This is a genomic window from Paraburkholderia sp. BL6665CI2N2, from assembly GCF_004366535.1.
Lineage (GTDB): Bacteria > Pseudomonadota > Gammaproteobacteria > Burkholderiales > Burkholderiaceae > Paraburkholderia.
The window spans coordinates 5,549,419-5,568,386 of sequence record NZ_SORC01000001.1 but is presented as its reverse complement, the minus strand read 5'-3'; the positions used below and the strand labels follow the sequence as shown (position 1 = coordinate 5,568,386).

At 64.8% G+C, this 18,968-nt stretch carries 20 protein-coding genes; 15 read left to right on the top strand and 5 right to left on the bottom strand.

All coding sequences use genetic code 11. The features are described from left to right. The 10 genes from B0G81_RS25040 to B0G81_RS24995 all read left to right on the top strand — a co-directional run bounded on the left by B0G81_RS25040 (nucleotide 1) and on the right by B0G81_RS24995 (nucleotide 11,854). Entirely contained in the window at nucleotides 1–1,089 is a 1,089-nt protein-coding gene (locus B0G81_RS25040) for a chemotaxis response regulator protein-glutamate methylesterase (RefSeq protein ID WP_166679057.1), read from the top strand. Nucleotides 1,090–1,175: 86 nt separating this feature from the next. Then, on the top strand, nucleotides 1,176–1,571 hold the full coding sequence (gene cheY / locus B0G81_RS25035; RefSeq protein WP_095417937.1) for a chemotaxis response regulator CheY: 396 nt from the start codon (nucleotides 1,176–1,178) through the stop codon (nucleotides 1,569–1,571). Nucleotide 1,572: 1 nt separating this feature from the next. Next, on the top strand, nucleotides 1,573–2,283 hold the full coding sequence (cheZ, locus tag B0G81_RS25030) for a protein phosphatase CheZ (protein ID WP_106284788.1): 711 nt from the start codon (nucleotides 1,573–1,575) through the stop codon (nucleotides 2,281–2,283). Nucleotides 2,284–2,571: 288 nt separating this feature from the next. Next, entirely contained in the window at nucleotides 2,572–3,117 is a 546-nt protein-coding gene (locus B0G81_RS25025) for a DUF2844 domain-containing protein (protein WP_134138631.1), read from the top strand. Nucleotides 3,118–3,132: 15 nt separating this feature from the next. Then, the gene (locus B0G81_RS25020; RefSeq protein ID WP_134138630.1) at nucleotides 3,133–4,428 is read left to right on the top strand and encodes a DUF3443 domain-containing protein; all 1,296 of its coding nucleotides are present in this window, start codon (nucleotides 3,133–3,135) and stop codon (nucleotides 4,426–4,428) included. Nucleotides 4,429–4,677: 249 nt separating this feature from the next. Continuing rightward, nucleotides 4,678–5,889, top strand: a complete 1,212-nt coding sequence (gene flhB, locus B0G81_RS25015; protein ID WP_106284791.1) for a flagellar biosynthesis protein FlhB — start codon at nucleotides 4,678–4,680, stop codon at nucleotides 5,887–5,889. Further along, on the top strand, nucleotides 5,886–7,988 hold the full coding sequence (flhA, locus tag B0G81_RS25010; protein ID WP_134138629.1) for a flagellar biosynthesis protein FlhA: 2,103 nt from the start codon (nucleotides 5,886–5,888) through the stop codon (nucleotides 7,986–7,988). Before flhB ends, flhA begins: the two co-directional genes overlap by 4 nt. Nucleotides 7,989–8,315: 327 nt before the next feature. Next, nucleotides 8,316–10,229, top strand: a complete 1,914-nt coding sequence (gene flhF, locus B0G81_RS25005; RefSeq protein ID WP_134138628.1) for a flagellar biosynthesis protein FlhF — start codon at nucleotides 8,316–8,318, stop codon at nucleotides 10,227–10,229. Beyond that, the gene (locus B0G81_RS25000) at nucleotides 10,222–11,091 is read left to right on the top strand and encodes an AAA family ATPase (RefSeq protein WP_106284795.1); all 870 of its coding nucleotides are present in this window, start codon (nucleotides 10,222–10,224) and stop codon (nucleotides 11,089–11,091) included. The genes flhF and B0G81_RS25000 overlap by 8 nt, the downstream gene beginning before the upstream one ends. A gap of 28 nt (nucleotides 11,092–11,119) precedes the next feature. Further along, a complete protein-coding gene (locus B0G81_RS24995; RefSeq protein ID WP_012434714.1) occupies nucleotides 11,120–11,854 on the top strand; it encodes an RNA polymerase sigma factor FliA in 735 nt (244 codons plus the stop codon). 60 nt (nucleotides 11,855–11,914) lie between these two features. Here B0G81_RS24995 and B0G81_RS24990 read toward each other — a convergent pair whose 3' ends face one another. The 4 genes from B0G81_RS24990 to flgM form a co-directional block, all read right to left on the bottom strand. Then, nucleotides 11,915–12,325, bottom strand: coding sequence for a type II toxin-antitoxin system HicB family antitoxin (locus tag B0G81_RS24990; protein WP_106284796.1), 411 nt, complete (start codon nucleotides 12,323–12,325; stop codon nucleotides 11,915–11,917). Next, nucleotides 12,322–12,504 carry a type II toxin-antitoxin system HicA family toxin gene (locus tag B0G81_RS24985; protein WP_106284797.1) on the bottom strand — a complete coding sequence of 61 codons (183 nt, stop codon included), beginning with the start codon at nucleotides 12,502–12,504 and terminating at the stop codon, nucleotides 12,322–12,324. The genes B0G81_RS24990 and B0G81_RS24985 overlap by 4 nt, the downstream gene beginning before the upstream one ends. Nucleotides 12,505–12,816: 312 nt before the next feature. Further along, on the bottom strand, nucleotides 12,817–13,263 hold the full coding sequence (locus tag B0G81_RS24980; protein WP_134138627.1) for a flagellar protein FlgN: 447 nt from the start codon (nucleotides 13,261–13,263) through the stop codon (nucleotides 12,817–12,819). Nucleotides 13,264–13,357: 94 nt separating this feature from the next. Beyond that, complete coding sequence (gene flgM / locus B0G81_RS24975) at nucleotides 13,358–13,714, bottom strand: flagellar biosynthesis anti-sigma factor FlgM (RefSeq protein WP_134138626.1); 357 nt, start codon at nucleotides 13,712–13,714, stop codon at nucleotides 13,358–13,360. Between flgM and B0G81_RS24970 the strand changes: the two genes are divergently transcribed. Then, nucleotides 13,698–13,922 (top strand): hypothetical protein, encoded by a 225-nt coding sequence (locus B0G81_RS24970; RefSeq protein ID WP_134138625.1) that lies wholly within the window; start codon nucleotides 13,698–13,700, stop codon nucleotides 13,920–13,922. The two genes, flgM and B0G81_RS24970, sit on opposite strands and share 17 nt — an antisense overlap. Here B0G81_RS24970 and flgA read toward each other — a convergent pair. Beyond that, on the bottom strand, nucleotides 13,913–15,433 hold the full coding sequence (gene flgA, locus B0G81_RS24965) for a flagellar basal body P-ring formation chaperone FlgA (protein WP_134138624.1): 1,521 nt from the start codon (nucleotides 15,431–15,433) through the stop codon (nucleotides 13,913–13,915). The two genes, B0G81_RS24970 and flgA, sit on opposite strands and share 10 nt — an antisense overlap. Nucleotides 15,434–15,650: 217 nt before the next feature. On the opposite strand from flgA, the gene flgB reads away from it, so the two are divergent. The 4 genes from flgB to B0G81_RS24945 all read left to right on the top strand — a co-directional run bounded on the left by flgB (nucleotide 15,651) and on the right by B0G81_RS24945 (nucleotide 18,951). Continuing rightward, a complete protein-coding gene (gene flgB / locus B0G81_RS24960; RefSeq protein WP_116143690.1) occupies nucleotides 15,651–16,145 on the top strand; it encodes a flagellar basal body rod protein FlgB in 495 nt (164 codons plus the stop codon). A gap of 92 nt (nucleotides 16,146–16,237) precedes the next feature. Beyond that, on the top strand, nucleotides 16,238–16,663 hold the full coding sequence (gene flgC, locus B0G81_RS24955) for a flagellar basal body rod protein FlgC (RefSeq protein WP_012434707.1): 426 nt from the start codon (nucleotides 16,238–16,240) through the stop codon (nucleotides 16,661–16,663). A gap of 10 nt (nucleotides 16,664–16,673) precedes the next feature. Then, nucleotides 16,674–17,396: a flagellar hook assembly protein FlgD gene (flgD, locus tag B0G81_RS24950; RefSeq protein ID WP_106284802.1), complete on the top strand. Its 723-nt coding sequence runs from the start codon at nucleotides 16,674–16,676 to the stop codon at nucleotides 17,394–17,396. 43 nt (nucleotides 17,397–17,439) lie between these two features. Then, a complete protein-coding gene (locus B0G81_RS24945; protein WP_106284803.1) occupies nucleotides 17,440–18,951 on the top strand; it encodes a flagellar hook protein FlgE in 1,512 nt (503 codons plus the stop codon). Nucleotides 18,952–18,968 lie beyond the last annotated feature (17 nt).

Genomic DNA, 18,968 nt, shown 5'->3' with positions numbered 1-18,968 from the left:
GTGCAAAAGATCAAAGTACTGTGCGTCGACGATTCGGCGCTGATCCGCAGCCTGATGACGGAAATCATCAACGGCCAGCCGGATATGACGGTAGTGGCGACCGCACCCGACCCGCTGGTCGCGCGCGATCTCATCAAGCAGCACAACCCCGATGTGCTGACGCTCGACGTCGAAATGCCGCGCATGGATGGCCTCGATTTCCTCGAGAAGCTGATGCGCCTGCGGCCGATGCCCGTCGTGATGGTCTCGTCGCTGACCGAACGCGGCAATGAAATCACGCTGCGCGCGCTGGAACTCGGCGCGGTCGACTTCGTCACCAAACCGAAGGTCGGCATTCGCGACGGCATGCTCGACTATTCGGAAAAGCTCGCCGACAAGATTCGCGCCGCCGCGCGCGCACGCGTGCGCCAGGCCGCGCCGGTGCAGCACGCGGCTGCACATGCCGCGCAGGCGACGGTCGGCGCGGCACCGCTGTTCAACAATCCGCTGCTCAGTACCGAGAAGCTGATCATCGTCGGCGCGTCGACGGGCGGCACGGAAGCGATCCGCGAAGTGCTGGTGCCGCTGCCGCCGGATGCGCCCGCGGTGCTGATCGCGCAGCATATGCCGCCGGGCTTCACAAAATCTTTTGCGCAACGCCTCAATGGTTTGTGCCGGATTACCGTTAAAGAGGCAGAGCACGGCGAACGCGTGCTGCCGGGACATGCTTACATTGCGCCCGGCCATGCCCATCTGTTGCTTGCGCGTAGTGGCGCGAACTATATTGCTCACCTGTCGGACGAGCCGCCGGTCAACCGGCATCGTCCGTCGGTGGACGTGCTGTTCCGTTCGGCCGCGCAGCATGCGGGCAAGAACGCGGTCGGCGTGATTCTGACCGGCATGGGGCGCGACGGCGCCGCCGGACTGCTGGACATGAAAAAGGCAGGGGCGTACACCCTTGCGCAGGACGAGGCGAGCTGTATTGTGTTCGGCATGCCGCGCGAAGCGATTGCACTTGGCGCGGCGGACGAGATCGCCGCGCTGCCGGAAATGAGCCGACGTGTGATGGCGCGTCTCTCGGCAATGGGCGACCGCGTTCAGCGGGTATGATGCGGGCCGGTAGGATTTGAGGCGCTGGTTTGAGGCGCGAGTTGAGCGGTGAGGCGCCGCACCATGGATCAAGCAAAGGGAATGAAATGGATAAGGGAATGAAGATTCTGGTTGTTGACGACTTTCCGACGATGCGCCGGATCGTCCGCAACCTCCTCAAGGAACTCGGCTATTCGAACGTCGACGAGGCGGAAGATGGCCAGGCCGGTCTCGCGCGTTTGCGTGGCGGCACGTACGACTTCGTGATCTCCGACTGGAACATGCCGAACCTCGACGGTCTGGCCATGCTCAAGGAGATCCGCGCCGACGCCAACCTCACGCACTTGCCGGTGCTGATGGTGACGGCCGAATCGAAGAAGGAAAACATCATCGCGGCGGCGCAGGCCGGCGCGAGCGGTTATGTCGTCAAGCCGTTCACGGCCGCGACGCTCGACGAGAAGCTCAACAAGATTCTCGAGAAGATGGCCAAGACCGGGAGCTGATGTGAATCTGCCGACCAACGCGCAAGGCGCCGACGCGGGCAACGAGAGCGGCGACTTCGCGTCCGACCGTATCCTGGCTCGCATTGGACAACTGACGCGCACGCTGCGCGACTCGATGCGCGAGCTCGGGCTCGACAAGCATGTCGAACGTGCGGCCGAAGCCGTGCCCGATGCCCGCGACCGCCTGAAGTACATTGCGGATATGACGGAGCAGGCCGCTGAGCGCGTCCTGTCCGCTATCGACATCGCCAAGCCGATCCAGGAGCAGCTGCAGAAAGACGCGGGTGAACTCGACGCGCGTTGGGAGCAGTGGTACGCGGCGCCGATCGAACGCGAGGAAGTGCGCGCGTTGATGAACGACACGCGGACCTTCCTGCGCGGCGTGCCCGAGGCGACCAGCGGGACCAACTCGCAGCTCATGGAGATCATGCTGGCGCAGGATTTCCAGGATCTGACTGGCCAGGTCATCAAGAAGATCACGGATGTCGTGTATCTGATCGAGCAACAGCTGCTCGGCGTGCTGGTCGAGAACATCGCGCTCGAACGGCGCGAGCAGTTCGCGGCGAACGCGGCGGCACTGGCGGCCGAAGTCTCGTCGACCGGCAGCCCCGAGCATCTGCTGAACGGTCCGCAAATCAATCCGGAAGGCAAAACGGACGTGGTGCAGGACCAGTCGCAAGTGGACGATCTTCTGGCCAGCCTCGGCTTCTGACCCCGTCGGCGCGACGCCACGTCGCGCCCGCCCACCAAAGGCGCCGGGTCCAACCGGGACCCATAGCGAGCCACGCACCCGCGTGTGCTTGCTGTCTGCCGACACAAACCACAGGCATACTACGGGCTCAAGCAGCGGCACGGCGCTCCGGCGAAGACACATGCCGGTCGGTGGCACGATGGGGAGAAACCCTCCACGGTGCGATCGCAGCGGTGCCGTATGATCTGCGTACATGCAGCCGGTTTGCATCACGTGCGAACCGAGCGGCCGCTCGGGAGGAGCCTTGTTATGTGGAGTCGTGTACGCCGCGCCGGGATCGTTACGGCGCTTGCCTTACCCTGTTCGCTAATCGTCGTGCAGTCCGCTCATGCTGGACTGGGCGGCGCCCCCATGACACCGCCCACGGGCGCGTCAGTCTCGTCGCGCACCGTTCAGCCCGGCAGCAGCGCCGTCAACGCGGCGCAGAGCGTGATGCGCTCCGCGTCCAACGCCGGGTCGTCCGCTACAGCTTCCACCTCTTACACCGTGCGTGAGACGGCGCTCGGCAACGGCACCGTGGTCCGCGAATATTTCGCCTCGGACGGATCCGTGTTCGGCATCGCCTGGCGCGGCCCGCAAATGCCGGATCTGAACGATCTGCTCGGCAGCTATTTCCCGCAGTACGTGGCCGGCGTCAAGGCGGTGCGCGCGGCGCGCGGCGGGAGCCGCGGCCCGGTCGCGGTCGACCAGAGCGGCCTCGTGGTGCGCTCCGGCGGCCACATGGGCTCGTTCAGTGGCCAGGCGTGGTTGCCTCCTGCGTTGCCTGTCGGCGTTAGCGGTTCAGACATCCAGTAATAGCGAGGACGAGACATGCGAACCAAGCATATTGCTGTGAAACTCAAGGGCTGGATGCAGGCCGTCGTCGCCGTGGCGCTAGTGTCCGCGCTCGTCGCGTGCGGCGGCGGTGGCGGCTCCAATAACGATTCGTCGACCTCGCTGAACGGCGGCTCGCTGCCGCCCAGTCCGACCCAGCAGCCCATTGCCGCCACTGCGGCGAATACAGTGCCCATCACCGTCGGCCGAGGCGTGAACGGCGTCATCAATATCCCGGCGGTCAGCGTGAGAATATGCGCGCCCGGTTCGACCACGAATTGTCAGACCATTGACAATATCCAGGTCGATACCGGTTCCTACGGGCTGCGCGTGGTCAGCTCGGTCCTGAACGCCTCGCTGCTCAATGCGTTGCCGGTCAGCACCATCAGCGGCAGCGGCGCCCAGCTCGCCGAGTGCGCGACCTTCGCGGACGGCTTCACGTGGGGCACGGTGCGCACCGCGACCATCGCGATCGGCGGCGAGACGACGACGGCGGCCGTTCCGATGCAGATCATCGGCGACAAGGATTCGAGCACGGTGCCCACGCCCGGCTGTGGCAGCGGCCAGGCCGAAAACAAGGTCGACGATCTCGGCGCCAACGGTATTCTCGGCATCGGCACGTCGCCCACCGATTGCGGTACGACCTGCTCGGACCCGGCACAGGCGGCCAAATTCAGCAATTACTTCGCCTGTCCGGGCGGCGTGTCGTGCGCCCGCACGGCGGTACCGCTCGCGCAGCAGGTGGCCAATCCAGTCCCGTTTTTCCCGGTCGACAACAACGGCGTGATCGTGCAGATGCCGCCGGTGTCCAACACCGGCGCGTCCTCCGCCACCGGCACACTGGTGTTCGGCGTCGGCACGCAGGCGAACAACGCGCTCACCGGGGTCCAGCTTTTCACCACCGACGCTTTCGGTGACATGGACAACAGCGTGTTCAACGGCACGCAGGTACAAGCCTTCCTCGATTCGGGCTCGAACGCCTACTTCTTTGGCGATAGCTCCCTTGCGCAGTGCGGCAGCAACTTCGCGGGCTTTTACTGCCCGTCGTCGGCGCAAACGCGGACGCTGACGCTGGTCGGGCTGAACAAGGCGCAGGCGAACGCCAGCATCGGCATCCTGAGTGCCGCGACGCTGTTCAGCAACGGCAACAACTACGCGTTCAACGACCTGGCGGGGCAGATCGGCGGCAACAGCAGCTTCGATCTCGGATTGCCGTTCTTCTACGGCCGCCATGTGTATTACGGCATCGATCAGACCGCAAATGGCGGTCAAACGCCTTTCGTGGCGTTCTGATCGAAGCGCCACAGTGAAGCCTGAGGGCTGAAGCCGAACCGGCGCTCGCGCGAAACACGCGGGCGTCCGGCCCGGCCACGAGTGGCCGTTTCGCGTCAGCAGGGCCGGCCGGCGGGCTTCCCGGCCGTCTCCATCCGTCGAAATACCCCCCTTTCTCCGCCTTTATCCGCCGATCGGTGCTTGCGTCGAGCGGGAATAATCGCTCTCACTGGAAAGAGGCGCCGTGCCTCAGCCGACCGGAGAGCGTTTGTGGCAGAGGATAGCGACCTCGAAAAGACCGAATCAGCCACTCCCCGGCGCCTGCAGAAGGCGCGCGAGGAAGGGCAGATCGTGCGTTCGCGCGAACTGTCCACGTTTGCGCTGCTGGCAGCGGGGTTCTTCGGCGTGTGGGGGATGTCCGGCAGCATCGGCGAACATTTGCAGGGCATGCTGCGCGCGGCCTTCACGTTCGATCACGCCGGCGCGTTCGAAACCCGCCGCATGATGATCGGCGCGGGCGTGGCGAGCCGCGAAGGGCTCTACGCGCTGCTACCGATTCTCGCCTTCACCGGCGTCGCCGCCTTGTTCGCGCCGATGGCGCTGGGCGGCTGGCAGTTGTCGGCGAAAGGCCTCGAGCCGAAGTTCGACCGCCTCAATCCGATCGCCGGCCTCGGCAAGATGTTTTCGATCAACGGACCGATCCAGCTCGGCATGTCGCTCGCGAAGACGCTGGTGGTGGGCGTGATCGGCGGCACGGCGATCTGGAATCGCCGCGAAGAGATTCTCGCGCTGGCGACCCAGCCGCTGCATCTCGCGCTCGCCAACACCGTGCATCTGATCGCCGTGTGCTGCGGCATGACGGTGGCGGGCATGTTCGTCGTCGCCGCGATGGATGTGCCGTATCAACTGTGGCAATTCCACAAGAAGCTGCGCATGACGAAGGAAGAAGTGAAGCGCGAACACCGCGAAAGCGAAGGCGATCCGCACGTCAAAGGCCGGATTCGCCAGCAGCAGCGCGCGATTGCCCGCCGTCGCATGATGACCAACGTGCCGAAGGCCGATGTAGTGGTGACCAACCCGACGCACTTCGCCGTGGCGCTGCAATACACCGACGGCGAGATGCGCGCGCCGAAGGTGGTCGCCAAGGGCGTCAACCTGGTGGCGGCGCGGATTCGCGAAATTGCCGCCGAGAACAATGTGCCGCTGCTGGAAGCGCCGCCGCTCGCGCGGGCGCTGTACCACAACGTCGAACTCAATCGCGAGATTCCGGGCCCGCTGTACGGCGCGGTCGCCGAAGTGCTCGCGTGGGTGTATCAGTTGCGCCGCTTCAAGGCCGAGGGCGGCGACGTGCCGCTCGCACCGACCGAACTCGACGTGCCCGCGGAACTCGACAAGGGCGGTGTATCGGACGACGAAGCCGATCAGGAAGCCGCCGACACGCTCAACCCAGATAACGAAGACGCTTCAGGAGCCTCCGCATGAACGCTCGCGCCGGTTTCCTCGCCCGACGGCCAGACGCCTTGAGCAGCACCAATTTGCGCGCCCTCGCCGGGCCGGTGCTGATCTGCATGATCCTCGGCATGATGATTTTGCCGTTGCCGCCGTTCCTGCTGGATCTGCTGTTCACCTTCAACATCGCGCTCTCGGTGATGGTGCTGCTCGTCAGCATGTACACGATGAAGCCGCTCGATTTCGCGGCATTCCCGAGCGTGCTGCTGTTCTCGACCTTGCTGCGCCTTTCGCTGAATGTGGCGTCCACGCGGGTCGTACTGCTCGAAGGCCACACCGGCCCCGACGCGGCCGGCCAGGTGATCGAGTCGTTCGGCCACTTCCTCGTGGGCGGCAACTTCGCGGTCGGTATCGTCGTCTTTATCATTTTGATGGTCATCAACTTCTCGGTGATCACCAAGGGCGCGGGGCGGATCGCGGAAGTGTCCGCGCGCTTCACGCTCGACGCGATGCCCGGCAAGCAGATGGCGATCGACGCCGACCTGAATGCCGGCCTCATCAACGAAGAACAGGCCCGTAAGCGCCGCTCGGAAGTCTCGCAGGAAGCCGAGTTCTACGGTTCGATGGACGGCGCGAGCAAGTTCGTGCGCGGCGATGCGATCGCCGGTTTGCTGATCATGGTGATCAACATCATCGGCGGACTGATCGTCGGTATCGTGCAGCACGACATGAGCTTCGCGGCGGCGGGCAAGAACTACACGCTGCTCACCATCGGTGACGGCCTCGTCGCGCAAATTCCGTCGCTGGTGATTTCGACCGCCGCCGGTGTGATCGTCTCGCGTGTGGCGACCAACGAGGACATCGGCACGCAGCTCACCGGCCAGTTGTTCACCAATCCGCGCGTGCTGGTGATCACCGGCTGCATTCTCGTGCTGATGGGCCTGATTCCAGGCATGCCGCATTTCGCGTTTCTGATTCTCGGCGGCGGTCTGATCCAGCTCGGCCGCACGATGAAAAAGCGCGCCGAGGAGCGCAAGAACACGACGGCGCTCGTCGATGTCGCACCGGCCGCGCTGGCGCCGGTCGAAAACACTGAGGCGAGCTGGGACGACGTGACGATGATCGACACGCTCGGCCTCGAAGTCGGCTACCGGCTGATTCCGCTCGTCGACAAGAACTCGGACGGCGAACTGCTCAAGCGGATCAAGAGCATCCGCAAGAAGTTCGCGCAGGAAATCGGCTTTCTGCCGCCGGTCATTCATATCCGCGACAACCTGGAATTGCGGCCGAACGGCTATCGCATCGCGCTGAAGGGCGTCGAGGTGGGCGTCGGCGAAGCGTATCCGGGCCAGTGGCTGGCGATCAACCCGGGCCAGGTGTCCGCCGCGCTGCCGGGCACGCCGACGCAAGATCCCGCCTTCGGCTTGCCGGCCATCTGGATCGATACGAACCTGCGCGAACAGGCTCAGGTGTACGGCTACACGGTGGTCGATTCGAGCACGGTGGTGGCGACGCACCTGAATCATCTCGTGGTCACGCATGCGTCGGAATTGCTCGGCCGCCGGGAAGTGCAGGCGTTGCTCGAACGGATGCAGAAGGACACGCCGTCGCTGGTCGACGATCTGGTGCCGAAGGCGCTGCCGCTCACCACGCTGCAAAAGGTGCTGCAAAATCTGCTGGAAGAAGGCGTGCCGATTCGCGACATGCGCACGATTCTCGAAGCGCTCTCCGAACACACGCCGAAGATCACCGACGCGCACGATCTCACCGCCGCCGTGCGCCTCGCGCTCGGTCGGGCGATCACGCAGCAGTGGTTCCCGGGCGTCGGCGATATGCAGGTGATGGGCCTCGATTCGAATCTCGAACGCGTGCTCTCGCAGGCGCTCTCGACCGGCTCCAACCCGGGTCTCGAGCCGGGCCTCGCGCACACGCTGCTGAACGAAACGCAGAAGGCGATGACGCGTCAGCAGAACCTCGGGCTTGCGCCTGTGCTGCTGGTGCAGCATGCGTTGCGGCCGATGCTCGCGCGCTTCCTGCGCCGCAGCCTGCCGCAGCTGAAGGTGCTGTCGTATGCGGAAGTGCCCGACACGCGCAATATCAAGGTGGTGAATCTGATCGGCGCGCACGGTTAGCGCGTATCGCTCACCGAGGCCAGTTTGTGGCCGATGTCTTTTGCCGGCGCTCGTGGAGCGCCGGTTCTCATTCTGGCGCCTGACTTTCATGTCGCAAGCGGACGGCGAAGTACACGCCGCGTCCGCGAAAGTGCCGTCCGACGCCGCCACCAAGCGTGTTTCAAACCGGCGTGCGTGTGAATCGAAGCACGTTTCCATCGTCCGAATTGCCCACGTTTAACGGTCTTTATCCATCGATCGTGCCTCGACGGGTTTCGCAATAATGATCTCAATGGGAAGCGGTATGTTGCCGGTCCGTTAGTCCGTTTACCTCATCGGGGGTCCAGCTTGAACATTCGTAAATTTGTCGGTGCTACCAGTCGTGATGCGCTGCGTCTCGTGCGCGAAGCGTTGGGCGCGGACGCGGTCGTACTGTCCAATCGCACGATGGACGACGGCAGCGTCGAGATCGTCGCGCTGGCCGACAGCGACCTCGCCGCCCTCTCGCCGAAAGTCCCGCGCGCAGGCGCCGGCGCACCGCAGGCTGGATCGATGAATGCGATGGCTGGACGGCCCGCGCTGGCCGCACCGCGCGCCATGCCGGCGGCAGCGCCGATGCAGGCGAACCCGTATGCGAGCGGCATGCCCGATGTGTTCTCGTCGGTGTTCGGCGCGAGCCCGGAAGCCGGCGCGGAGAATCTCGGCAACGGCGTTGGCAACCACGTCTCATACTCCGAGCACATTGACGACGACGCGAGCGACGCACCGACCGCCGCCCCCGTCAAGGCAGCCGCCCCGATCAAGGTAGCCGCGGAAGTGCCGTCGAAACCGACCAGTCCCGAGCAACCGAGTGCCCGCGCCGCGGCCTCGCGCCTCTCCGAAGACATCCGCGCCGATCTGCTCAAAGCGGCCGGCGCGCCGGCTGCGTCCACCGCACCGGGCGCCGACGTGCAAACGCCGCGCACGATGGCCGAATCGAATCCCTGGCTGATCGACCACGCTCGCCGCATCGCCGCCGAACAGCAACAGGAAGGCGCATACAGCGCGCGTCCCGCTGCGATGACGCCAGCTGCCGCGATGGCCAAGGGCCTCGGTGCCGCCGTCGAACCGGCCAAGGCTGCGGCGCCCCAAGGCGGCGACACGCCCGACTGGGCGCGTGAAGGCGCGCAAGCCGCCGCACGCCGCGCCGCGCAGAAAAACGCACCGGCGCAGTCCTCGAACGACGACGCCCGCACGCCCGCTTCGGTCGCCGAAGCAATCAAGGCGCGTATGGAGCAAGTGGTCAACGAGACCGTGATGAGCGAACTGTCGTCGATGCGCGGAATGATGGAAGAGCATTTCGCCGGCCTGCTGTGGGGTGAGCGCCAGCGCCGCAACCCGGTGCGCGCCTCGCTCACCAAGCATCTGTTCGCGGCCGGTTTCTCCGCGCAGCTCGTGCAGATGATGGTCGACAACCTGCCGCCCGACGTCGAGAACATGGACGGCGGCATGGACTGGGTCCGCTCGGTGCTCGATTCGAACCTGCCGGTGATGGAAGACGAAGACGCGCTGATGGAGCGCGGTGGCGTATTCGCGCTGATGGGCCCGACGGGCGTCGGCAAGACGACAACCACCGCCAAGCTCGCCGCGCGTTGCGTGATGCGCTTCGGCGCCAGCAAGGTCGCCTTGCTCACCACCGACAGCTACCGGATCGGCGGCCACGAACAACTGCGCATCTTCGGCAAGATTCTCGGCGTGTCGGTACATGCGGTGAAAGACGGCGCCGACCTGCAACTCGCCCTCTCCGAACTGCGCAACAAGCACATCGTGCTGATCGACACGATCGGCATGAGCCAGCGCGACCGCCTCGTCTCCGACCAGATCGCGATGCTGTGCCACGCCGGTCAGCCGGTGCAGCGCCTGCTGCTGCTCAATGCGACCAGCCATGGCGACACGCTCAACGAAGTCGTGCAGGCCTATCAGCGCGCGCCGGATCAACAGCCGCTCGCCGGCTGCATTCTGACCAAGCTCGACGAGGCCACCAATCTCGGCGGCGTGCTCGATACGGTGATCCGTTACAAGCTGCCGGTGCACTACGTGTCGACCGGTCAGAAGGTGCCGGAGAACCTGTACGTCGCGACAAAGAAATTCCTGATCAAGAGCACCTTCTGCATACCGCGCGATAACTCGCCATTCGTGCCGCACGACGACGACATTCCGGCGTTGCTGTCCGCATTGTCCGCACGTTCCACGGCCGAATTGCACGAGGTCCGCTTTGGATAAAGTCATCTCCGATCAGGCAGAAGGACTGCGGCGGATGTTGGCCCGCAGCGGCTCGCGTGTGATTGCGGTGACGAGCGGCTCGGCCGGCGTCGGCTCGACGACGACGGTGGTGAACCTCGCCGCCGCGCTGGCGCAGCAGGGTAAGGACGTGCTCGTGATCGACGAATGCCTCGGCGAGAAATCGGTGAGCACGATGCTCGGCGGCGTGCGCGGCGCGGGCAATTTCGCCGCCGTGATGCGCGGCGAGATGACGCTCGACGACGCCGCTGCAAGGCACGCACTCGGCTTCTCCGTACTGGCCGCCTCGCGTCCGAACCGGGAAGGTCATACGGCCGCGGAGTTCGGTGTGGTGTTGCGCGGTTCCGCCGACGTCGTGCTGATCGACGCGGAACTCGATGCGCAAGGTCATCTCTCGGCACTCGCGAGGCAAGCGCACGACGTGATGATCGTCACGCGCATGGCCGCGCACGCGATCACCGACGCGTACGCATGCATGAAGCGCCTGCACTACGCGCACGCCATCGCGCAGTTTCGCGTGCTGGTGAACCACGTGCAGAGCGTGAACGACGCGCATACCGCGTTTGCAAACCTGGCCGGCGTGGCCGGGCGCTACCTGACGGTGGCGCTGGAAGACGCCGGTTGTATTGCCGCCGATGCGCGGATGGCGCGAGCCCTGGAGTTGTCGCGTTGTGTCGTCGATGCGTTTCCATCGACACCGGCTGCGCGCGACTTCCGGCATCTCGCGGCCGAATTGCAGTACTGGCCGATGCGGCCAGCGATGTCGTCGCAAACGCCGTGGATGGCGCCTGCGGCAGTTACAGCGGCGCAACACGCCGACCAACCGTCTGCGCAGCACGCCTGAGTGGCGGCACAAGGACAAGGGGAGCACGATGTATAACGCTCAGGGAAAGATTTCCCAAGCCGAAGTTCTGACGAAGTACGCACCGCTGGTGCGTCGCCTCGGCTTGCAGCTCGTCGCCAAGATGCCGGCGAGCGTCGATCTCGACGATCTGATCCAGGCCGGCATGATCGGACTGCTGGACGCGGCAGGCCGCTACAAGGAAGACCAGGGCGCGCAGTTCGAGACTTACGCGAGCCAGCGGATTCGCGGCGCGATGCTCGACGAATTGCGCAGCAACGACTGGTTGCCGCGCAGCTTGCGGCGCACCTCGCGTGAAGTGGAAACGGCGGTGCACAAGGTGGAGCAGAATCTGGGCCGCTCGGCGAGCGAAACGGAAATTGCCGAGCACCTGCAAATGCCGCTCGACGAGTATCAGTCGATGCTGCAGGATCTGCACGGCAGCCAGCTGATCTATTACGAAGACTTCGACCGTTCGGCAGACGACGAGCCGTTCCTCGACCGCTACTGCGTCGATCACTCGGACCCGCTGTCGGCGCTGCTCGACGACAGCCTGCGCTCGGCGCTGGTGGAGGCGATCGACCGCCTGCCGGACCGCGAGAAGCTGCTGATGTCGCTGTACTACGAACGCGGCATGAACCTGCGCGAAATCGGCGCGGTGATGGAAGTCAGCGAATCGCGAGTCTGCCAGTTGCACAGCCAGGCCGTGGCCCGTTTGCGTACGCGCTTGCGCGAGATGGCCTGGGCGAACGCCGAGGCGACCTGAAGTTCGGGTATTCGGTGACGTAAATGAGCGGTGAGCGGTGTGTCTCGCCTCCGCTTGACCTCATGCCTCGGCCATTTCATGTTCCGCGGCCAGTGCCAGAAAGGCCGAGCGCGACATGCCGCGCGCTTGGGCATAAGTGTCGATCTCCTGGACCAGCGCTTCGGGCAGCGAGATATTGATCCGTACCGCCTTCTTCAAGGCGGGAATATTCCGGGTGGCGACAAGTCCCCACGTGAAATCCGCATAGTCGGGATTGCGGCGGTGCTCTTGCAGCGTGCGCCGCGCGGGAATCGGCAAGCCCTCGTCGAGCAGCACTTCCAGATGCGCCTCGATAGCCTCCTTGGCGTTCGCGTAGGCTTCCTCCAGCGTATCGCCTGCCGCAAAACAGCCCGGAATGTCGGGCACGACGACGCCGAACGCGTGATCCGCGCTACCCGGTTCAATCGCGATAGGGAAAGTCAGGTTTTTCATTTCAGGCCCGCCTGTTTCAGGATGCTGTTCAATGTGCCGGGCGGAAGATCTTTCTTCGGATGCGGGATGGTCACGAGACCGGCTCTTGCCGCGTGACGAAAATGATGGTGGCTGCCCGATGTGCGGACCAGCTGCCAACCCGCCGCTTGAATGAGTTTCACGACCTCGGCACTTTTCATACTGCACTTCTCGAATCATACACACCATTACACAATCTCGCTAGTGGTTAGCACTCCGTTGATGCACGTCCGGGATAGCCTTGAAAAAGCGCGGGACGGCGGATCAACTCAGTAAGGGGGAAGTCGTGATTTCAACGCGGCTGGCGATTTCGCGCCACCTGGCCGGATGGCTAACGTGTGCAGGAAGGAGTGGGGTGCGCTCGAAGCGGGGTGCCTGAAAAGCAAAACGGGCTCGTCAAAAGACGAGCCCTTTTCAATCCATCTGTTTCAGCCAGACTCGCGCGTCAGGCCGTGCCGATCCAGCGACAATTTTTACACGGCGGGACGCGCCGGAATCCGGCCATCCGGACCATAGAAGCCGGCCTTCTGCGGCGCGGCTACCTGAAGCGCCGTCAGCGCCCTCTGGTTGTAGTCCATCCGCACGCGGATCAGTTCGCCGTTGCTGGTATTGCAGCGTCGCGCGCGTTCGGCGGCTTTCTGCAGCAACGACCACTGCTCGGCGACGCGCGCGTCGGTGCTGGCCGCGAGTTCCATGCCGGGCCAGCCGGCGGGAAAGCCCATCTCGGCGAGCAGCCCATCACGGGTGGCTTCGAGCTTGGCGAGCGGGCCGATCAGTTCGGTTTTCTTCTCGACGATCGGCGGCAGCAATTCCAGCGGCGACAAGGCAGTGAGCGCCTTGGTCTCGAGCGTCAGAATCGAGGCAAATGCCTCGACGGCCGAATATTCTTCGATGAGGGTGGCAAGCAGGGCGTCTTTCATCTCAACAACTCGCTGAACACGACGGCTCGCGCATAATCCGCGAGCCGGGTTTGTCGAACGCCGCCCGGCACTTCACCGTACTTCGATGCGTCGATCAGTTGCCGGTCGACGAGGTTTTGCTTTGCAACAGTTCGCGTGCGGTGTTCAGCACGCCGTCGGCGATCTTGCCGGAATCGATCTTCAGCGAGCCGTCCTTGATGGCCTGCTTGATCGACTCGACGTGCGCCGTGTCGATATCGGCCGAACCGGACGCCGCGAGACTGCGCAGATGCTGCGACAAACCCGACAGGCTGACACTGGCGTCGCCCGAACCGCTGGTGGTGGTGGTCTGCGAGGCCGTGCCCGCATTCTGCGCGTTGCTGTTCGCGGTCGTCGCGTCGCCTGCTTGCGAGCGGGACAGGGCGTCTTTCAACGTCGGCAGATTCGAATTGTTTGTGGAATCGACTTTCACGATTGGCTTCCTGAACGATTTGATCTTTATAACGGCTACCGCTGATCAAAACTTTAGCGCAATCGATCAAGGCGTTACCTTTCCTTACATCTCCACACAGCCCGTCGGCGGGCCTCATTTCGGCGCTGCCCGCCGCACTGCTCGCGGCGGCCAGAACGGGCGCGGCGCGGGAGTTCGTCATGGCGTGCGCGCCGCGGTTCACAACTGAATCTCCACGGTCGAGCCATCTTTCACGATGCCGGAAATGATCTGGCCGTTGGCCGTCTTGACCCGCACCTGCTGGCCCGGCGACGCATTGTTCATCGCGCTGCCTTCCGCCGAAATCGCGAAACCTTCGCCGGCTGCCACGACTCGCACCGTCTGTCCGATCGATACCGCCGACGCGCTTTTCAGCATGTCGCGGCGCAACGGCATGCCGCCGGCGACGCGCGTAAGCGTGACCGAGCCGACCGCCTGCGACGGGTCCGTGACGATGGCTTGCGGCAAGCCGGTGAGATCGCCGTCACGCGCGACGAGGTCGGCGGCGGTGAGCACTTCGCCGGGCGCCATGGCGCGGGCGGCCAGATAGTAGGTGGCGTGCAGCGAGATGCGCGCCTGCAGATAAATGGTCCACGGACGCTCGCCCGCACAGCGCACGCCGACGGTCATGCGGCCCCACAGGCGCGCGCCGCTCGGCATGAACGGTTCGAGCATCGTGCAGTCTGCGAGACCGCGCGGAAACGCCGGCGCCACGGTGATGTCGACTTTGCCGGGCAAGCCGGCGGACTGCTGCTGCAGGAATGCGAGCGCGGCGCTGCGGATCGCTTCCGGATCCTGCTGGCCGGGCAGCGGCGCGGCTGGCGCGAGTGTCGCGGGGCGCAGATTCTGTTGCGCGACAGCCGGTGCGACTTGCCGCGCGGCCGGCGTGCGGGCGATGGTGGCCGGCGCGGCCGAAGGAGCCGCCGTTGCAACCGGCGCCACGGCGGCGCGGGTCGCGAGCGGCTTGCCATTCGCGCCCAACTGCGGCGGCTCGCCGCGCGACGCCAAACTATCGAAACCTGCAGCCGCGGATGCCCCAGCGGCTGCATTGAGCGGCGCATTGGCGGCAACCGGCTGAACGCCCGCCGCTTGCCGAGCGCCGTCGGCCTGCGGCGAGGGCGTCACCACGACCGGAACCACCTGACGCGAACCCGGCACGACATTGACCCGTGCGACGCCGTCCATGGCGTTGGCATTGGTGCTGCCCGGCGCGGGAATCGTCACGACGCCGTTGGCGTCGGGCCTGAAGCTGGTGCGGATCATTTGCGGCGCGGCGGGCGGTTCGCCCGCGCCCGCAATGACGATCGAGCCGCTTGCGTTGGCGGCGCGCGTGAATGAATCGGCGTCGCGAGCCGCGGAATTCAGCGTCAGCGATTGCGCGGTGGCAGCGGCCAGTGTGGCGGCGGAGCCGGTGCGTTTCGCCGGCGCGGCTTGCATGTGCTCGGCCAGATCGGCGAGCGCGGCAGGGTTCTTTTCTCCCGGACCGGGAATCACGATCGGGCCGCCAGCTTCTTGCGCCTGCGTGGTGGCGGGCAGCAGCACAATGCCGCCGGCGACCCACACCGCCAGATTCACCACGAGGCGAGTCAGGAGACGTGAGGCCGGACGCGCAACACGCCGTGCGACGGCGTCACCCGCACCCACGCGATGCGCCGCCGCGCAATTCGCGCGGTGCGTCGGATCGAAAGCGGGCTGGTCCATCGTGTTTCTCCATCGAATGCATCGGTACGCCTTGCATTCTAGTGAGCGCCCCCTTTGCGCAAACGTTGAATAGAAGCCCCCTTTCCCGGTTATTCGTCCGATTGCCGCTTGCGTTCGGCCCATAAGATGCACCTCATGCAAAAAGGTCTTCCCGGCTAGTGCAGTCCTCACGCGAGGCATGCATGGGAAGCCTCGGGAACGTTCTCCGGAGATTCTTATGCTGGACAAACTCGATGCCGAATTCGCTTTTGGCCGTCAAGCGCTCGATGTGCGCGCCTACCGGCAGGAGTTGTTGTCGTCGAATATCGCCAACGCCGATACCCCTGGGTACAAGGCGCGCGACGTCGACTTCGCCTCGTCGCTCGCCGGCGCGCTGAAGAAGAGCGGCGGCGCCACTGGCACCGCTGCGTCGAACAACGCGACGCTGGCGATGACGCAACCCGCGGGTGTAACGAGCGGCATGTCGATGGTGTCGACCGCGCCGGGCCACATGGCTGGCAAGTCGACACTGACGCCGACCGGCGGCCCGTCCGACGACTACGGCAATCTGCAATACCGCGTGCCGACCCAACCCGCGCTCGACGGCAACACGGTCGATATCGATACCGAGCGGGTGCAGTTCGCGGACAACACGCTGCATTTCGAATCGGGCATGACGGTGTTGTCCAGCCAGATCAAAACGATGCTGTCGGCGATCCAGTCGGGCTCGTAAGAAGCCACGCCGACAGACTCAGCAGTACGCAAGAACAATCGCTACGGGATTAACTTGGAAGCCGGCTCTACCGGCAGGAGAGGTCAGGAAACATGCCATCCCTGATGAACATTTTTGGTGTTGCAGGCTCCGCGATGTCCGCGCAGTCGCAACGGCTCAACGTGACGGCGTCGAATCTCGCCAACGCGGACAGCACGACCGGCCCGGACGGCCAGCCGTATAAGGCCAAGCAGGTCGTGTTCGCGGTCAGCCCCCTCGGCGGCGCGCGCACGGCGTCCGGCCAGCAGGTCGGCGGCGTGCAGGTCACCGGCGTGGTCGACGACCCGACGCCGATGAAGACCGCCTACGACCCCGGTAATCCGGCGGCGAATTCGGACGGCTACGTCACGTTGCCGAACGTCGATCCGGTGCAGGAGATGGTCAACATGATCTCGGCCTCGCGCTCGTATCAGGCCAACGTCGAGACCCTGAACACCGCCAAGACACTGATGCTGAAAACGCTCACGATCGGAACCTGAGGAGAGCTCCTTGACCACCAACACCACCATCGGCGGCAGCGGCACGACTGTGTCGCAAACGCTGCTCGATACGATGAACGGCACGAACAGTGCCTCGAGTTCCTCGAGTTCGACGGGCAGCACGTCCGGCACCTCGGCGACCGATCTGCAGAACACCTTCCTGTCGCTGCTCGTCGCGCAGCTGAAGAACCAGGATCCGACCAACCCGATGGACAGCTCGCAGATGACTTCGCAGCTGGCGCAGATCAACACGGTCTCGGGCATCAGCCAGTTGAACACGACGCTCAGCTCGCTCGCCACGCAGATGTCGGCGGGCCAGCAATCGCAGGCCGCACTGCTGATCGGCTCGACCGTACTCGCGCCCGGCAGCTCGGTGGCGGTCGCGAGCGGCAAGGCCGGCGCGTTCGGCGTGCAGCTTGCCAACTCGGTGAACGACTTGCAGGTGGTCGTGAAGAACTCGGCGGGCCAGATCGTCAACACGATCGACCTCGGCAAGCAGTCGGCCGGCACGATTCCGGTGGGCTGGACACCGACCGACACGGCGGGCAATGCGCTGCCGGACGGCAACTACACGATCAGCGCGGTCGGCACGATCAACGGTCAGCAGGCCACGGCCACCACGCTCACGGGCGCCACGGTGCAAAGCGTCGTCATGCAGAACAACGGTACGCCGGGCCTCGTGCTCTCGAACGGCTCGACGGTCGGCCTGACCAGCGTCGCCGCCATCCTCTGATTCAGATTCTGTCAGTTACGACTTTCCAGATACGGAGACCGTCATGGGTTACCAACAAGGTTTGAGTGGTTTGTCGGCATCGTCGAGCGACCTCGACGTGATCGGCAACAACATCGCCAACGCGAATACGGTTGGCTTCAAGAGCGGCGCCGCGCAATTCGCCGACATGTACGCCAATTCCGTGGCGACGGCGGTGGGCAACCAGGTCGGCATCGGCACCAAGCTCGCCGAAGTGCAGCAGCAGTTCTCGCAAGGCACGATTACGAGCACCAACCAGGCGCTCGACGTCGCGATCAACGGCAACGGCTTCTTCCAGCTGTCGAATAACGGTTCGCTGGTGTACTCGCGCAATGGCGTGTTCCAGCTCGACAAGAACGGCTTCATCACCAACGCGCAAGGCCTGCAACTGATGGGCTACGCCGCGAACAGCTCGGGCATCATCAACACCGCGCAGACCGTGCCGCTCACCGTGCCGACCGCGAACATCGCGCCGCAGGCGACTACCAAGATCACCGCCGGTCTGAATCTGAACGCGCAGGACCCGCTGATGCTCGGCACGCCGACCGTGACGCCGACGCTCGCGGGCGGCAGCACGCTCACGACGCCGGGCGCGACCATCACGAACACCGCTTCGGGCACGAACAACGACAGCTACACCGTCAACTTCACCAGCCCGACGACCTACACGGTCACCGATACCACGCTCGGCACGACGTCCGCCGCCGCGACGTATACGGCGGGCACGGCGGTCGCGCTCGGCAATGGCCAGACCATCACGTTCAACGGCACGCCGGCGACGGGCGACAGCGTCGCGATCGCGCCGACCCCGGTGGCGTTCAACCAGAACAGCTCGTCGACGTACAACTACTCGACCAGCACGACGGTCTATGACTCGCTCGGCGGCTCGCAGACGGTCAACATGTACTTCGCCAAGACGTCGGCCGGTACGTGGAACGTGTACGCGGGCACCTCGACCGGCACGGCGAGCCTGGTCGGCCACGCGAACTTCAACTCGTCGGGCACGCTGCTCGGCACGACGGACGCAGCCGGCGTCGCGACCACCACGCCGTTCGCCTACAACTTCTCGATCCCGACCACCGACGGTTCATCGACGCCGCAGAAGCTGACGCTGAACATCGCGGGCACGACGCAGTACGGCGGCAAGGACGGCGTGAATTCGCTGCAGCCTGACGGCTACGCCGCCGGCACGCTGACGAGCTTCACGATCGGCGCCGACGGCACGCTGACCGGTAACTATTCGAACCAGCAAACCGCCGCGCTCGGCCAGATCGTGCTGGCGAACTTCTCGAATCAGAACGGTCTGGTGAATCTCGGCAACAACGAGTTCCAGCAGACCTCGCAATCGGGCGTCGCGCAGATTTCGGCGCCGGGCTCGACCAACCACGGCGTGCTGCAAGGCGGCGCGGTGGAAAACTCGAACGTCGATCTGACGAGCGAACTGGTGAACCTGATCACCGCGCAACGCAACTATCAAGCGAACGCGCAGACGATCAAGACCCAGCAGACCGTCGACCAGACCCTGATCAACCTGTAAGCGACCGGGACTAACCC

Coding starts and splice junctions, on each gene's coding strand:
- B0G81_RS24945 (WP_106284803.1), top strand. CDS start 17,440: ATGGGTTACCAACAAGGTTTGAGTGGTTTGTCGGCATCGTCGAGCGAC.
- B0G81_RS25020 (WP_134138630.1), top strand. CDS start 3,133: ATGCGAACCAAGCATATTGCTGTGAAACTCAAGGGCTGGATGCAGGCC.
- B0G81_RS24990 (WP_106284796.1), bottom strand. CDS start 12,325: ATGAAAAACCTGACTTTCCCTATCGCGATTGAACCGGGTAGCGCGGAT.
- flgB (WP_116143690.1), top strand. CDS start 15,651: ATGCTGGACAAACTCGATGCCGAATTCGCTTTTGGCCGTCAAGCGCTC.
- cheY (WP_095417937.1), top strand. CDS start 1,176: ATGGATAAGGGAATGAAGATTCTGGTTGTTGACGACTTTCCGACGATG.
- flgC (WP_012434707.1), top strand. CDS start 16,238: ATGCCATCCCTGATGAACATTTTTGGTGTTGCAGGCTCCGCGATGTCC.
- B0G81_RS24980 (WP_134138627.1), bottom strand. CDS start 13,263: ATGAAAGACGCCCTGCTTGCCACCCTCATCGAAGAATATTCGGCCGTC.
- B0G81_RS24985 (WP_106284797.1), bottom strand. CDS start 12,504: ATGAAAAGTGCCGAGGTCGTGAAACTCATTCAAGCGGCGGGTTGGCAG.
- flhA (WP_134138629.1), top strand. CDS start 5,886: ATGAACGCTCGCGCCGGTTTCCTCGCCCGACGGCCAGACGCCTTGAGC.
- B0G81_RS24995 (WP_012434714.1), top strand. CDS start 11,120: ATGTATAACGCTCAGGGAAAGATTTCCCAAGCCGAAGTTCTGACGAAG.
- flgA (WP_134138624.1), bottom strand. CDS start 15,433: ATGGACCAGCCCGCTTTCGATCCGACGCACCGCGCGAATTGCGCGGCG.
- B0G81_RS25025 (WP_134138631.1), top strand. CDS start 2,572: ATGTGGAGTCGTGTACGCCGCGCCGGGATCGTTACGGCGCTTGCCTTA.